The sequence below is a fragment of the Staphylococcus saccharolyticus genome (genome assembly GCF_900458815.1).
GTDB lineage: Bacteria > Bacillota > Bacilli > Staphylococcales > Staphylococcaceae > Staphylococcus > Staphylococcus saccharolyticus.
On the sequence record NZ_UHDZ01000001.1, the window covers coordinates 2,114,502 to 2,130,176 of the forward strand.

The 15,675-nt window shown below is 33.0% G+C and carries 4 protein-coding genes and 7 pseudogenes; 2 read left to right on the top strand and 9 right to left on the bottom strand.

The annotated features are described in order from the left end of the window. Positions 1-8: 8 nt before the first annotated feature. From DYE57_RS10380 to DYE57_RS10395, 4 genes and pseudogenes are all read right to left on the bottom strand, one after another. Positions 9-1,040 (bottom strand): annotated as a pseudogene (locus tag DYE57_RS10380) (alcohol dehydrogenase catalytic domain-containing protein). Further along, positions 1,033-1,748, bottom strand: a pseudogene (locus DYE57_RS10385) (IspD/TarI family cytidylyltransferase). The pseudogenes DYE57_RS10380 and DYE57_RS10385 overlap by 8 nt, the downstream one beginning before the upstream one ends. Before the next feature lie 435 nt (positions 1,749-2,183). Next, on the bottom strand, positions 2,184-3,260 hold the full coding sequence (locus DYE57_RS10390) for a branched-chain amino acid aminotransferase (protein WP_115313944.1): 1,077 nt from the start codon (positions 3,258-3,260) through the stop codon (positions 2,184-2,186). A 384-nt stretch (positions 3,261-3,644) separates the two neighbouring features. Beyond that, positions 3,645-4,605 (bottom strand): annotated as a pseudogene (locus tag DYE57_RS10395) (NAD-dependent epimerase/dehydratase family protein). A 321-nt stretch (positions 4,606-4,926) separates the two neighbouring features. Here DYE57_RS10395 and DYE57_RS10400 point away from each other — a divergent pair. Next, a pseudogene (locus DYE57_RS10400) lies at positions 4,927-6,430 on the top strand (5'-nucleotidase C-terminal domain-containing protein). A gap of 892 nt (positions 6,431-7,322) precedes the next feature. Here DYE57_RS10400 and DYE57_RS10410 read toward each other — a convergent pair. The 3 genes and pseudogenes from DYE57_RS10410 to DYE57_RS10420 form a co-directional block, all read right to left on the bottom strand. Beyond that, a pseudogene (locus DYE57_RS10410) lies at positions 7,323-8,278 on the bottom strand (ornithine cyclodeaminase family protein). 402 nt (positions 8,279-8,680) lie between these two features. Continuing rightward, entirely contained in the window at positions 8,681-9,187 is a 507-nt protein-coding gene (locus DYE57_RS10415) for a GNAT family N-acetyltransferase (RefSeq protein WP_115313945.1), read from the bottom strand. 129 nt (positions 9,188-9,316) lie between these two features. Continuing rightward, positions 9,317-10,506: pseudogene (locus tag DYE57_RS10420) on the bottom strand (glycine C-acetyltransferase). Positions 10,507-10,688: 182 nt separating this feature from the next. Here DYE57_RS10420 and DYE57_RS10425 point away from each other — a divergent pair. Next, positions 10,689-11,828, top strand: a pseudogene (locus DYE57_RS10425) (amidohydrolase). Between the two features lie 276 nt (positions 11,829-12,104). On the opposite strand, the gene tuf reads toward DYE57_RS10425, so the two are convergent. Together tuf and fusA are read right to left on the bottom strand one after the other, a co-directional pair. Beyond that, a complete protein-coding gene (tuf, locus tag DYE57_RS10430) occupies positions 12,105-13,289 on the bottom strand; it encodes an elongation factor Tu (protein WP_115313946.1) in 1,185 nt (394 codons plus the stop codon). Between the two features lie 218 nt (positions 13,290-13,507). Continuing rightward, positions 13,508-15,589 (bottom strand): elongation factor G, encoded by a 2,082-nt coding sequence (gene fusA, locus DYE57_RS10435; protein WP_115313947.1) that lies wholly within the window; start codon positions 15,587-15,589, stop codon positions 13,508-13,510. Positions 15,590-15,675 lie beyond the last annotated feature (86 nt).

Consider the following 15,675-nt stretch of genomic DNA (forward strand, 5'->3'; position numbering starts at 1 on the left):
CCTTTACTTTATATATTCCATTTTAAAACTGTTTTTCCCCATGCATTAGAAATATCATATTCGAATGCTGTAATGATGTCTTCTATTGCATTTATTTCAAATTCTTTACCTTTAAGCAACGCTAGTTGATTCAGAATATCAGGGTATTGACGATATAACGCAACTGTTTTTTCAAAATCCTTTAAACCGCTTCTACTACTTCCAATCATAGTTAGCCCTTTTTCTAAAACTATTTTCGTATTAATTTGAATAGGAAGTTCGCTCACCCCCATTAAAGCTATACTCCCCTCAGGATTAATAATTTCGATAATTTGTTCAATAGCATGCTGACTTCCTTTACCACCTACACATTCAAATGCATGATCAATTTTGAGGTATTCAGGAATGCTATCAATTTGAATAATTTCATCTACAAATGAAAATCTACTTAACTTATATAAAGTCTTTCCGAAAACTATTACTTTGGTATTAGGATAAAGTTTTTTAAGTAAAATTGCAGTAATATATCCTAAATTACCATCTCCCCATATCCTAAATGTTTCTCTTAGTTGGTTAGATTTTGATTTAAAACGCTCTATAGCATGGACACTAACTGAAACTAACTCAGTATACGATGCTACACTTAAATCAATATCTGTTGGTAAAGTTACTACTCTATCATGTTCCATGACAATATAATCTTACATAAAACCATCATAACCACTTGACTTAAAATGACTAGACGCCAAATAATTTTCAGCGATTACTTTATGCGACTCAGAAGGTGTATTTGGAATCATAACAACTTTGGTTCCCTTCTTAAGTTGATAGTCTGAATCATATACAAATTCACCTACACATTCATGTATCAATGACATAGGTAATTTCTTAGATAAAACTTTGGTGTCTCTATTCCCACAATAATATCTTAAGTCAGCTGCACAAATTGATAAATATAATGGTCGCACAATGATTTTGTTATTATGATTGTGTAAATTAATAGTTTTAAAAGTTGTTTCAAACTGTCGAGGACTCACTAATTGATAGACTTGATTAATCATTATCTACAGCTCCAGTAATGATTGAATTTGCAACTTTTAAATCATAAGGTGTTGTAATTTTTATATTAAATAATTCTCCTTTAACTAGTTTAACTGGCTTTCCTAATTCTACGAGAATTTTACACGCGTCAGTTAATATTTCCTTTTGAGATTGGTTTAACGATAAATAGCTTTCTTTCAACTCTTTTATTTTAAAGGTTTGAGGCGTCTGTCCTTGATACATCTCATTTCTTATTGGAATAGCAGAAATAAATTGTGCATCATTCGAAGAAATTATAGTGTCAATAGCATTGACAACCGTATCTACAGCTCCAAATTGTTTTGCATATTCTACATTCTCTCTAATAATTCGATTTGTTAGAAAAGGTCTAACTGCATCATACGTAACGATAATGTCATCATCGTTAATTTTTTTGATTGTTCAATCATTTCTATAATATTCATGATAGTATGATTTCTATCATCCCCACCTTTGATTACTTTTATCTTTTTATCATTTAATTGATGTTTATTTAACAAGTCGAGCGTATAATTTATCCATTTTTGGGGAGTAGCAATAATGATTTCATCAAAATCTTTATACATTAAAAATTTTTCTATTGTATGAATAATAATAGGCTCCCCATGTAATGATAAAAATTATTTTGGTAACGGTACATTCCCCATTCTAGAACCAATACCACCTGCTAATATACCTGCATAAATCACTTTATCTCTCCTTAATCTTAGTTGCATAAAAAAGACAGAAAAACCCAATGTGTTTAAAAAGGTTTCTCTGTCTAAATCGCCTTACTTCTTATTTAGTTTAAGTTAATTATATCGTACCGCATATAAATGTTTATATATACAATTAACCAATTAAAAAATTAATTACATATAAAAATTGAAAAGGTAGAGGGATAAAATTCATATTGAATTCATGTCCCCACCCCGTAATGTAACCCCAACTTGCTTTGTCTGTTGAATTTCTATATGAAATTCTCTTTGTTGGGACCCCGAACTATAGTTAAAGAAAGCTTGATATCAGCAGATTTTCAATTTAGTCATCGACTTCCATTACGCTAAAAAGCCTGAGACATTGATGTCCTAGACTCTCTTAATATATGGGTAATATTAAATAACGAGTTAAAATTTCAATTATTATTAATATTTAGGAACTAAGAATCTCCAACTATGTTTATCTTCTAATTCACCACTTTGAATTCCTGTATATTCATTGTATAAACGTTTAGTAATTTCGCCAGGTTCATTATTATTGATGACGATTTCTCTATCTTCATAACGTAATGTACCTACAGGAGAAATAACTGCTGCAGTACCTGAACCAAAGACTTCTGTTAACTCACCTTTATCATATACATCGAATAATTCATCGATTGAAACTTTTCGTTCTTCAACCTCGTAACCTAAATCTTTAGCTAATTGAATGATTGATTTTCGGGTAATACCTGGTAGAATACTACCATTTAATGCTGGCGTAACGATTTTACCATTTTCAACAAAGAAAATATTCATACTGCCAACTTCTTCGACATATTTTTGTTCAACACCATCTAACCACAATACTTGGTCGTAGCCTAATTTGTTAGCATTAGTTTGAGCAAGTAAGCTTGCTGCATAGTTACCTGCAACTTTAGCAAATCCAACGCCACCGCGTACAGCACGCACGTATTCATCTTCGACATAAATTTTTGTTGATTTCAAAGTATCTCCACCATAGTAAACTCCAGAAGGAGATAAAATGATTAGTAATTTATATTGTTGTGAAGCACTCACACCTAAAATGCCTTCAGTTGCAAATACAAATGGTCGAATATACAATGACTGTCCTTCGCCTTCAGGCACCCAATCACGTTCTACATCAATCAATTGTTTTAACCCTTCTAATAATTCTTCCTCATTTACTTCAGGCATTTCTAATCTTGCTAAAGAATTATTAATACGTTTGAAGTTTTGATCAGGTCGAAATAATACAACTTCTCCTTTATGTTTGTATGCTTTAAGACCTTCGAAAACTGCTTGTCCATAATGTAAGCCTTGTGCTGCTGGAGAAATTTCAAAAGGTGCATAAGGCACAATTTTCATATCATGCCATCCCTTATCAGCGTCATAATCCACGCTTAACATATAATCTGTAAAGTATTGTCCAAATCCTAATTGTGATGTATCAGGTTTTTCTTTTAACGTTTCTCTTTGCTCAAATTTTACTTTTTCTGACATGATTATTGCCTCCTAATGATTTCCACATAAATAGATACCCTAGATTATATCAATGGTCTTTCTACTATTCAATAAACTTTCGAAATATTCAAAATGAACACTCGCATTCATTTATGCACACAGTATAAGTAAAACAATACCTATATTTTGTTACAAGTGATGTCGCTAGCGAATAAGATAAATTTAAAGCTCCATTAATGAAATAGCGATATCTTGTGTATACCACTTTAATTATCATTACGTCTAATACTATGAACTTTCTTTATGAGAAAATTCATAGTAGAAACTCAGATTCCCAACTTATATAATTTATATTTTGAATTAAAAAACGTGCATCTAAAAGGAGAAAGATGTAGTTGCGAATTGTTATTACATATGAGTGACTTACTTTGTGACATGCTCATTATTTTCGATAGCTTTTAACATTGTCTCATTCATAGTAGCTAAATCATACTTAAGATTAAATCCCCATTCTCCGCGAGAGCAACTTATATCAATATTATCAGGCCAAGTAGATGCGATATCTTGACGTACTGGATCCACTGCATAATCTAAAGTGAAATTGGGATAAAATTTTTGAATGACTTTTTTAATCATTTCTGGTTCAACACTCATTGCACTTAAGTTATAACCATTGCGCGTTTCTAATTTAGCACCGTCCGCTTCCATTAGTTTAATAATCGCAATTATTGCATCTTCCATATACATCATATCTATATATGTATTTCGAGCGATATAACTAGTGTATTGCCCTTCTTTTACTACTTTGAAATATATTTCGACAGCATAATCAGTTGTTCCACCACCCGGTTCTTTAACATGTGATATTAAGCCAGGAAACCTAACACTACGAGTGTCTACACCAAATTTAACAAAATAATATTGACATAGTAATTCACCTGCTACTTTGTTCACACCATACATTGTAGTGGGTTGCTGAATAGTCACTTGAGGTGTGTTCACCTTAGGAGTTGAAGCACCAAATGCCCCAATTGAACTTGGTGTGAAAAACTGTAAATGATATGTTCTAGCTGTTTCTAACGCATTCATGAGACCGCCCATATTTAAATCCCAAGCAAACAATGGTTTTTTTCTCAGCTGTAGCAGAAAGTAATGCAGCCATATGCATTAAAGTATCATCTTTAAAGTATCTAGCAACTTCAAACATACGATCTTTATCTGTAACATCTAATAATTCAAAAGGACCACATTGAACTGGAGAATCCATATCTGGTTCCCTTATATCAGTAGCTAATACATTATTTGTACCATATATTTCTCGACATTTTACTACCAACTCGGTTTCGATTTGGCCAAGAGCACCTGTAATCATTATTCTTTTCATACCTTAATTTCCCCTTGTTTAAATATAAAAAATACGTCTTTCTAATATGAACAAACTTTCATTTTGCATGCTTATTATATTATAAAAGCGTTTTCATATATATAGTAAGCACACAACCGTACTTAGTTTATTTTTTAACTTTCTGTTTTTTATTAATTAATTTGTTTGATTTTGTAATCACTCTTTTTTCTTTATCGTCTTGTTAATCACATTTAAATTTGAAGTAAATACTTTAAAAAGAATAATTAACTATTCTTTTTATATGCTAATATGACATTATAAAATCATTTTTTAAAGGAGAATCATACGCAAAGAATCTTTATCAGATTTATCATTGTTCTACTCATTAGTGTCGGTATCATCTCATATTTCAACAACGTTACCGCTACAGAACTTCATAACAAATCAAGTGATAATCAATATAAATACAATCATAAGATTTTACATACAAACGATATTCACGGCAGATTTGTTGAAGAAAAAGGTCGTGTTATTGGAATGCCCAAATTAAAAGGACTTAAGAATGTAGAGAAGCCTGACTTAGTCTTAGATTCGGGTGATGCTTTTCAAGGATTGCCAGTATCTAATCATTCTAAAGGTGAAGAAATGGCGAAAGCCATGAACAAAGTAGGTTATGATGCGATGACAATTGGCAACCACGAATTCGACTTTGGTTATAAGCAATTATTAAAGTTGCAAAAACAGCTTCATTTCCAAATGATTTCATCAAATATTTATAAGAATGGAAAACGGGCTTTTAAACCGTCTACTATTATTAAACATAATGGCGTACGCTATGGTATCGTTGGTATTACTACTCCTGAAACAAAAACCAAAACATCACCTGATGCTGTTAAGAATGTGGAATTCAAAGATCCATTAAAAAGTGTTGAAAAAGCGATAAAACAATTGAATGGTAAAGCGGATGTGTATATTGTTTTATCACATCTAGGCATAGAAAAAAGTACTAAACAACAATGGCGCGGTGACTATTTAACCTCAAAATTATCCAATGATAAATCAATCCAAAAACCGATTATTGTATTAGATGGTCATTCACATACAGTTATTAAACAGATGAATTTAAAAAGGAAACATCTAAAGTGATTATTCCTAATAATAAAGTTGAATTTAAGGGTGACAACAATATAGCTCGTACTCAAGAAACTAATTTAGGAAACTTAATTACAGATGCAATAGAAGATTACGCAGCGAAAAACTTTAAGCATAAGCCAGATTTTGCTATTACAAATGGTGGAGGTATTCGCTCCTCAATTGCTAAAGGTAAAATCACTCAAAATGATATTATCACTGTATTACCTTTTGGCAATTTAATTTCTCAAATTAAAGTTAAGGGAACAGACGTAAAAAAAGCATTTGAACATAGTTTAAACGCCCCTATTGAAATAAAAAATAATAAGAAACAATTAACACCAAACGGTGGATTCTTGCAAATATCTAAATCAATACATGTTTTCTATGATATCAATCAAAAACCCAATTCAAGAGTTCGAGACATACAAGTTCGCAATCATAAAACTGGAAAATTTGAAAAATTAAACCCTAATAAGACATATTACATAGCTACAAATGATTTTACTGCTATAAAGGTGATGGCTATGATATGTTTGGAGGACAACGCGAAGAAGGCATTTCGCTTGATGAAGTTGTTGGTAATTATATTCAAACACATAATCTAAATAAATATAATACGACTAATCCTGAAAGAATCGTTAATGAAAAATCAAATTCAATGGAGCAATCAATAGATAAATTCAACAATAATAACATCTCAAGATATAAACCACATAAAAAATCAGCATAGATATAGGATGACTCTGAGATAAAACATTTCATCTCAGAGTCTTTTTAAAAATTTTAAACTAGACTTTAAAAAAGTCTCCTAACGCTTCTCGTCATTTTTTACTTTTTATTTTTGATTATTATGTAATTCCTTAAAAGCATTAAGTTAGGCAAAGTTGCTTTCTATCAAATTAGTCCATTTGAAAAGATATAATCACTCAATCACAATTTTGTGTGGATGAAAAAGCGTTTACTAAGATTATAGTTAATATTCCTAAAGATTAGTTATAGTCATTATATCAACTTAATAAAACATATTTCCTGAGAAATAATCTTGTTACATCATCTTAAGTTAGACTGAAGTTTGAGTGAGGATACAATGCCCTCCTACTTATCGAACGATTATTTGTAATGTACAAAAAACAAAGTTACCATTAAATTAATAATAGAGTTGGTGAATGGTAATGAAGGAAAATCTAAAAACATACAAACAAAGACAAGCAACCTTAATGCATTCTATTGTTATATCGCTAATGTTTACATATTTAAATATCCATATTCTTATAACTAAACATGAGCTAATACCAACGATTCTTTGTACATTTAGTTTAATTGCCTTTCTATTATTATTAACATTTTGCATTAAAAATTTTATTCACAATTATCGACGTCGACCATGAATATTGTGAGTAGAAAAAATTTCATTTGTCTGTAGATTCTTTGTGAAAGTCTCTGTGTCAGAGTCTCAATTTTTAGTTCCCATTCCTTGAAAAAGTTCTAGGTGAAATTCTCAGTGTGATATAACCCCTACAGACTAGTGTTGAAAAAGCTTAATATAAGCGCATGTATAATTCAGTCAGATATTAAGAAATTTTGATGTACCCGTAAATGATATTTATATCTCAGATGTATTGTTATTTATTTTCGTTTTCAAGTGCCTTCTTATAGAAATACTGAGCCACAACAATATCAACAATGGCTAGACCTACTGATTTAAATAGCGTTACTTCTTTATCATCTTCTCGACCAGATTTATTTCCTGCTACGATATCTCCTAACTCACCATATAGCATGCTTTCCGTTAATATTCCCTCTTCTTGAGGCACCTTCAAATCACCTATCTCCTCGCTGCTTCTACGGATTCAATGACTATTTTATTGGCAATCATCATAGACTCTGAAGGTATCTCTTGCATATCCGGTTTAAATGAACCTACTGCGTTAAGGTGAACACCTAGATGTAATGTATGTGAATAAACTGGTTGTGAGGCATTGGTAGCAGTAACAATGATATCTGATTCTTTCATTGCTTCGTCTGCTTGATCATGAACATATACTTCTACTCCAAATTTTGTTTGCGTATCCTTAGCAAGTTGATCTGCTTTTTCCTTAGTTCTACTTTAAAAATGTACGACCTCAATATCTCTAACAGCCATCATAGCTTCAATTAAACCTTCAGCTTGTATACCTGCGCCAATGACACATAGCACTTTAGCATCTTTTCTAGATAAATACTTTGTTGCTACCCCAGAAATTGCACCTGTTCTTATTTTTGTTAAATACCCACCATCTAATACTGCTAAGGTTTCCCCTGTTTCATAATCACTTAATATGACTGAACCTGAGATTATTGCCTTACCATTTTTAGGATTATCAGGTGCAAATGAGACCGTTTTTAATCCGACAATTTTTAATTCATCTGATAATGCTGGCATCACTAAGTAACGATTATGTTTATTAAACGGCAAAACATGTCTAAGTGGCGTTTTCGTTTTACCTTCTGAAAATGCTTTGAGTGCTTGACCTACTCTATCAATGACTTCTTCCATATTTAATAATTCGGCTTGTGTTTCTTCATTCAAATATCTCATCTAAATTCTCCTTTATTTCAAGAGTAACTTTTTAATAACATTCCCTTGGAAATAACTTTGTAACATGAGTAAAAATTTAAAATAGTAGCGTCAAAAAATGAAATACTAACTTCTCAAATTTTAGTAATGTAATTTATAGATTTGCAATTCGTATTAATTATGACATTATAACTGGATTGAAACAGATTTACTTCACTGTTGATAAGTATATATAAATAACTAAAGTATCAGATTTATTATGTTTCTGTTGTGGTCATATAAATTCCATGCTATCCTTTTATTTATAAATAAAAGGTGATGTATTTGAACACATTACCTTGCGATTTGTCTTGTCTCAAGCAAAACGATTTAATTAACTTTTGACACATTTCATTCTTCTTTTTGAAGGATGATTTTTGTTTATCATTCACTCAGTATCTCATATCGGTTGACTTTTCTGCCGTTCTTTTTAATGTATGGTTCAATTTCATATCCTTCATAATCTTTTATTACTTTTTGTGAAGCAAAATTAAAAGGATTTGTAGTTAATCGAACTTTTTTAACATTCAATTTTTTTAAATAAACAAGTGCCTCACCTAAAAGAATATGAGCATATCCTTTACCCCTATATGATTGGGCAACTCCATATCCTACATGACCACCTATATTACTTAACCGTCTATTAAGTTCATGTCTAATCTCCAAAGCTCCAACAATATTTTCATCAATCATATAAAATAATGTTGTTGTGGGTACCCAATCTTTGTCAGGCTTTTCTTTATTAATATAATCGACCATATCTTTAAATGAATGATATTCTTTTAAATTAGTCGTCGTTGGGATAACTTTCTCATCGTTGTCATACCATTCTTGAATATACTGAATATATGCTTTTTCATCTTTATATGTAAGTTGTCTTAATTCTTCCACTTTGTATAACTCCTTATCAGACTTACTTTTCATATTATATTTTAAAGTGAAATTGACAATTATCAAAATGATTAATTGGCATCAAAAAACACTCACCTCATCTGAGACAAGTGCTGACTTATCAGTAATTTATATAATATTTAACCCTTTACCAACTTTTTCATAAGCCTTAATAGCTTTATCTAACATTTCTTTTGTATGTGTAGCTATAGGCATATTTCTTACACGCCCGGTACCTCTAGGAACTGTTGGGAAGACAATAGATTTAACATAAATACCTTCTTCTTTAAGTCGGTTACTAAATTTTTGTGTATTCTTTTCATCTCCAATAATTACCGGAGTAATCGGCGTTTCTGATACACCTATATTAAAACCTAATTGAGATAAACCATCTTTTAAGTATCGTGCATTTTCCCATAATTGGTCATGTAATTCTGTGGATGTCATTAACTTTTTAACAGCTTCAGTAATTGCTTTAGTATCTCCAGGAGCTAGTGAAATTGAAAATAGAAACGGTCTAGATTGTGCTTTTAACCAATCAATTAATTGTTTAGAGCCTGCTACATAACCTCCTACGACACCTATAGCTTTTGATAATGTACCAATTTGAAAATCAATTTTGTCTTGTAAACCAAAATGTTTTACTGTCCCTGCCATTACCCATCACACCTGAACCATGAGCATCATCTACATAAGTGAGGTGAGTAAGCCAAATTCTTCAGCAATCTTAACGATTTCAGGTAATTTAGCAACATCACCATCCATACTGAATACTCCATCTGTAATGTACATCACTTTATTATATTGATCTGATTCAACAGCCTCTTTTGCTTTTCGACGTAAATCATCCATGTCAGAATGATTAACACAAATAATTTTAGCTTTTGATAAACGACAGCCATCAATAATAGAGGTATGATTCAATTCATCAGATAATATCGCATCATTTTTATTCATTACAGCTGAAATCGCAGCCATATTACAATTGAATCCTGATTGGTAGGCTATTAGCTGCTTCAGTTCCCTTAAATTGAGCAAGAGTTTCTTCTAATTCATCGTGTAAATCTAATGTACCATTAATAGATCGTACTGCTCCTGCACCAACACCATGAGTATCAATTGCTTGCTTAGCTGCGCTTTTTAAGTCTTCATTCGTAGCTAAACCTAGATAATTATTAGATGATAAATTGATATAACTCTTATCATTAATTTGAATTCCAGGACCATTGGCACCTTGAATTATCAATATCGTTATACAAACCGTTATCCTTTAGATACTGAATACTCTCAGTTAAAAACTCATTTAATGATTGCACCACAAATAAATCCCCCTTGTGCTCTATATTTTCTTTAATCTCACCTTAATTTTAAGAATCATGAAAGCCTTATCATTTTTAGGTGAAAAGCTTTTTGATCGAGTTCAAAACATAAATTAAGCCTACTTTGACTTAAATAATAATGATATACTAATAAAGAAAATATGAAGGAAGAAGTGATAAATGTGTTTGATTGGTTCCAATTAGCTAGTAAAAAAGAGAAAAGAATGATACAGTTACGTAGATATTTACATCAATATCCTGAACTCTCTTTCGAAAAAAACACACTCATGACTTTATTGTGAATCAATTATCGTGTGAAATTGATACGCCTGTAGGACGAAATGGTATTAAAGCAATATTTAAAGGCAATGAAGATGGTCCTACTATCGCGTTTCGGGCTGATTTCGATGCTTTACCTGTTCATGAACAAAATGATGTGCCCTATCGTTCAAAAAATGATGGTTGTATGCATGCTTGTGGTCATGATGGACATACCCTTGGTGTTGCAGAAATAGTGAATGAACATCGCCACTTGCTTAAAGGTAATGTGGTTTTTATTTTTCAATATGGTGAAGAAATTATACCTGGTGGTTCACAAGAAATGATTGATGACGGTTGTCTTAAAAATGTTGATAAAATTTATGGAACACATTTATGGAGTGGCTATCCTTCTGGAACAATATATTCTAGACCTGGTGCAATGATGGCATCACCAGACGAGGTTTAGCATTACGATACAAGGAAAAGGTGGACATGGCGCTAAACCACATGAAACAATTGATCCTATTGTTATCACGGCTGAATTTATCTTAAGTGCACAAAAAATTGTCTCTCGTACAATAGATCCTGTAAAAGAAGCAGTGATTACATTTGGAATGATACAAGCTGGTTCTACTGACAGTGTCATTTCAGATATAGCGTTTTGTAAGGGCACAGTACGTACATTTGATACAAAATTACAAAGCCATGTACAGCATAAAATGGATAAGTTATTACAAGGTTTAGCCATTGCTAACGATATTACTTATGACATGGAATATATCAAAGGTTATTTGCCTGTCCATAATCATCCTCAATCATTTGATGTAGTTAAACGAGCAGCTAATGAGTTACATTTAAGATTTAATGATTCTGAACTAATGATGATTGGAGAAGATTTCTCACATTATCTTAAAGGTGCATTTTTCATAATCGGCTGTGGTAATAAAGGTAAAGGTATTACTACGCCACATCATAATCCTAAATTTGATATAGATGAATCATCTTTTAAATATGCAGCAAGTGAATTCTTGAAAATTTTAGAAATTGAAAAAGTCTTTTAAAACAATTGATGGCGTATGAGAATACTGCAGCAGTACTTATGCTTCGAACAAAACTAAATTACGCTTAAGACTGTTTCTTAAATTTCGTCAAGTTGATTTTGTTCCAAATTATATTACTTATTTAATTCTCTTTAACACTACTACACTACGGTTTTATATTAAAAAGTTAATATGAATAATCAATAAAATAACGACTAATGAGTTACTCACTAGCCGTTAAATATTTTCTTTAAAAAAAGACTCCCCTAGGAGAGTCTTTTTATGAATAATTATTAATTATTCAAAGATTTCAGTTACAACGCCTGATCCAACAGTACGTCCACCTTCACGAATTGAGAAACGAGTTCCGTCTTCGATAGCAATAGGAGCGATTAATTCAACTGTCATTTCAACGTTGTCACCAGGCATAACCATTTCAGTGCCTTCTGGTAAGTTAACAACACCAGTTACGTCAGTAGTACGGAAATAGAATTGTGGACGATAGTTACTGAAGAATGGAGTATGACGTCCACCTTCATCTTTAGATAAAACGTAAACTTCAGCTTTGAATTTAGTGTGTGGTGTGATTGAACCAGGTGCAGCTAATACTTGCCCACGTTGAACGTCTTCACGTGCAATACCACGTAATAGAGCACCGATGTTATCACCAGCTTCAGCGTAATCTAATAATTTACGGAACATTTCTACACCAGTAACAGTTGTTTTAGTTGTATCATGCATACCGATGATTTCAACTTCTTCACCAACTTTGATTTGACCACGTTCAACACGGCCTGTAGCAACAGTACCACGACCAGTAATTGAGAATACGTCCTCTACTGGCATCATGAATGGTTTGTCAGAATCACGTTCTGGAGTTGGAATGTAATCATCAACAGCTTGCATTAATTCTAAGATTTTTTCTTCGTATTCAGCGTCGCCTTCTAAAGCTTTTAACGCAGAACCAGCGATTACAGGTACATCATCACCTGGGAAGTCATATTCGCTTAATAAGTCACGAACTTCCATTTCAACTAATTCTAGTAATTCTTCGTCGTCTACCATGTCAACTTTGTTTAAGAATACAACTAATGCTGGTACACCAACATTACGTGATAAAAGAATGTGTTCACGAGTTTGTGGCATTGGACCGTCAGCAGCAGATACTACTAAGATACCGCCGTCCATTTGAGCAGCACCAGTAATCATGTTTTTAACATAGTCAGCGTGTCCTGGGCAGTCAACGTGAGCATAGTGACGTTTGTCAGTTTGATATTCGATGTGTGCAGTATTAATTGTGATACCACGTTCTTTTTCTTCTGGAGCATTGTCAATCATGTCATATGATTGTGCTACAGTGTCACCATTTTTAGCTAATACAGTTGCGATAGCAGCTGTTAAAGTTGTTTTACCATGGTCAACGTGACCGATAGTACCAATATTGGCATGTTCTTTTGAGCGATCAAATTTTTCTTTTGCCATTATTAAATCTCTCCTATTCTTAGTAAAAGTTATTTCAAATTTATCTCTCATGATAGTTTCTCACCATCATGAGAAGATAATTGATTGAGTTTAGCATAAAAGAATTTATAATTCTTTTATAATGCATTTACCCCTAAAAATCAAATCATAAAAATGTCAGCTTAACAATAAGCTCAACCTGTATTTTAACCTAGCATAGCTAGTCTTAACAAGTTAAATTATTCACCTTTATTTTTCTTGATGATTTCATCAGCGATTGATTTAGGAACTTCAGCATAGTGGTCAAAGTACATAGTGTAAGTACCGCGACCTTGAGTATTAGAACGTAATGAAGTTGCATAACCGAACATTTCTGAAAGTGGTACAAAGGCATTTACAACTTGTGCATTACCACGTGGTTCCATACCATCTACACGTCCACGACGAGCAGTTACATCACCCATGATATCACCCATGTATTCTTCAGGCATTTCGATTGTTACTTTCATCATTGGTTCTAAGATAACTGGATCACATTTTTTAGCAGCTTCTTTAAGTGCTAATGATGCAGCAATTTTGAAGGCCATTTCAGATGAATCGACATCATGGTATGAACCATCAAATAATTTAGCTCTAACATCAATTAATGGGTAACCAGCTAAGACACCATTTTCCATAGCATCTTTAAGACCTTGTTCAACTGATGGAATGTATTCACGAGGAACTACACCACCGACGATAGCGTTTTCGAATTCGAAACCGCCACCTGTTTCATTAGGTGTGAATTCAATGTGAACATCACCATATTGACCACGACCACCAGATTGACGAGAGAATTTACCCTGAACTTGCGCAGGTTGTTTAAATGTTTCACGGTATGAAACCATTGGTGCACCTACATTACATTCAACGTTGAATTCTTTCTTCATACGGTCAACTAAGATGTCTAAGTGTAATTCACCCATACCACCGATAATAACTTGTCCAGTTTCTTCATCAGTGTGTGCATGAAACGTTGGGTCTTCTTCTTGTAATTTAACTAAAGCTTGAGTCATTTTATCTTGGTCAGCTTTAGATTTTGGTTCAACAGATAAGTGGATAACTGGTTCTGGGAATTCCATTGATTCCAAGATAATGTCATTTTTCTCACCACATAAAGTATCACCAGTACCTGTTTCTTTAAGACCTACCGCAGCAGCGATATCGCCTGAATAAACGGTATCAATTTCTTGACGTGAGTTAGCGTGCATTTGTAATAAACGTCCTACACGTTCACGTCTGTCCTTTGTAGAGTTCTTCACATATGAACCTGAAGTTAATGTACCTGAGTACACACGGAAGAATGTTAATTTACCAACATAAGGGTCAGTCATAACTTTGAATGCTAGTGCAGCGAATTCGGCAGAGTCATCTGGTTTAGCTACAACTTCTTCTTCAGGATTATTAGCGCGGTGACCAATGATTGGTTTAACGTCTAATGGTGAAGGTAAGTAATCAATGACTGCGTTAAGCATTAATTGAACACCTTTGTTTTTAAATGCTGTACCACATAGTACTGGGTAGAATTCTACATCAGTAGTTGCTTGGCGGATAGCAGCTTTTAATTCATCAACAGAAATTTCTTCGTCACCAAGATATTTCTCCATTAATTCGTCGTTGTTTTCAGCAACAGCTTCGATTAATTGAGCACGAGCTTCTTCAGCTCTTTCTTTATGATCATCAGGAATTTCGATTTCATCAATTTCTGTACCTAAATCGTTTGTATATTTAAAGCATTTCATTTCAACTAAGTCAATGATAGCTTCGAACTCATCTTCAGCACCAATTGGCAATTGAATAGGTGCAGCGTTGGCTTGTAAACGATCATGTAAAGTGCTTACTGAGTAGTCAAAGTTTGCACCTAATTTGTCCATTTTGTTTACAAACACTATACGAGGTACACCGTAAGTAGTAGCCTGACGCCAAACTGTTTCTGTTTGAGGTTCAACACCTGATTGAGCATCAAGCACTGTAACCGCACCGTCAAGTACACGTAATGAACGTTCAACTTCTACAGTGAAGTCTACGTGTCCTGGAGTATCGATAATGTTTACACGGTGTCCTTCCCATTGTGCTGTTGTTGCAGCAGATGTGATAGTAATACCACGGTCTTGTTCTTGTTCCATCCAGTCCATTTGTGAAGCACCTTCGTGTGTTTCACCAATTTTATGGATACGACCTGTGTAATAAAGAATACGTTCAGTCGTAGTAGTTTTACCAGCATCAATATGAGCCATGATACCGATGTTACGAGTATTTTTCAAAGAAAAGTCTCTTGCCATGTATTTTTTCTCCTTCCAGTATTTACTGAATAAGTACTATAGATATGGCGATGCCCTAAGCATGAGCCATTATTGGTAAACCGTGT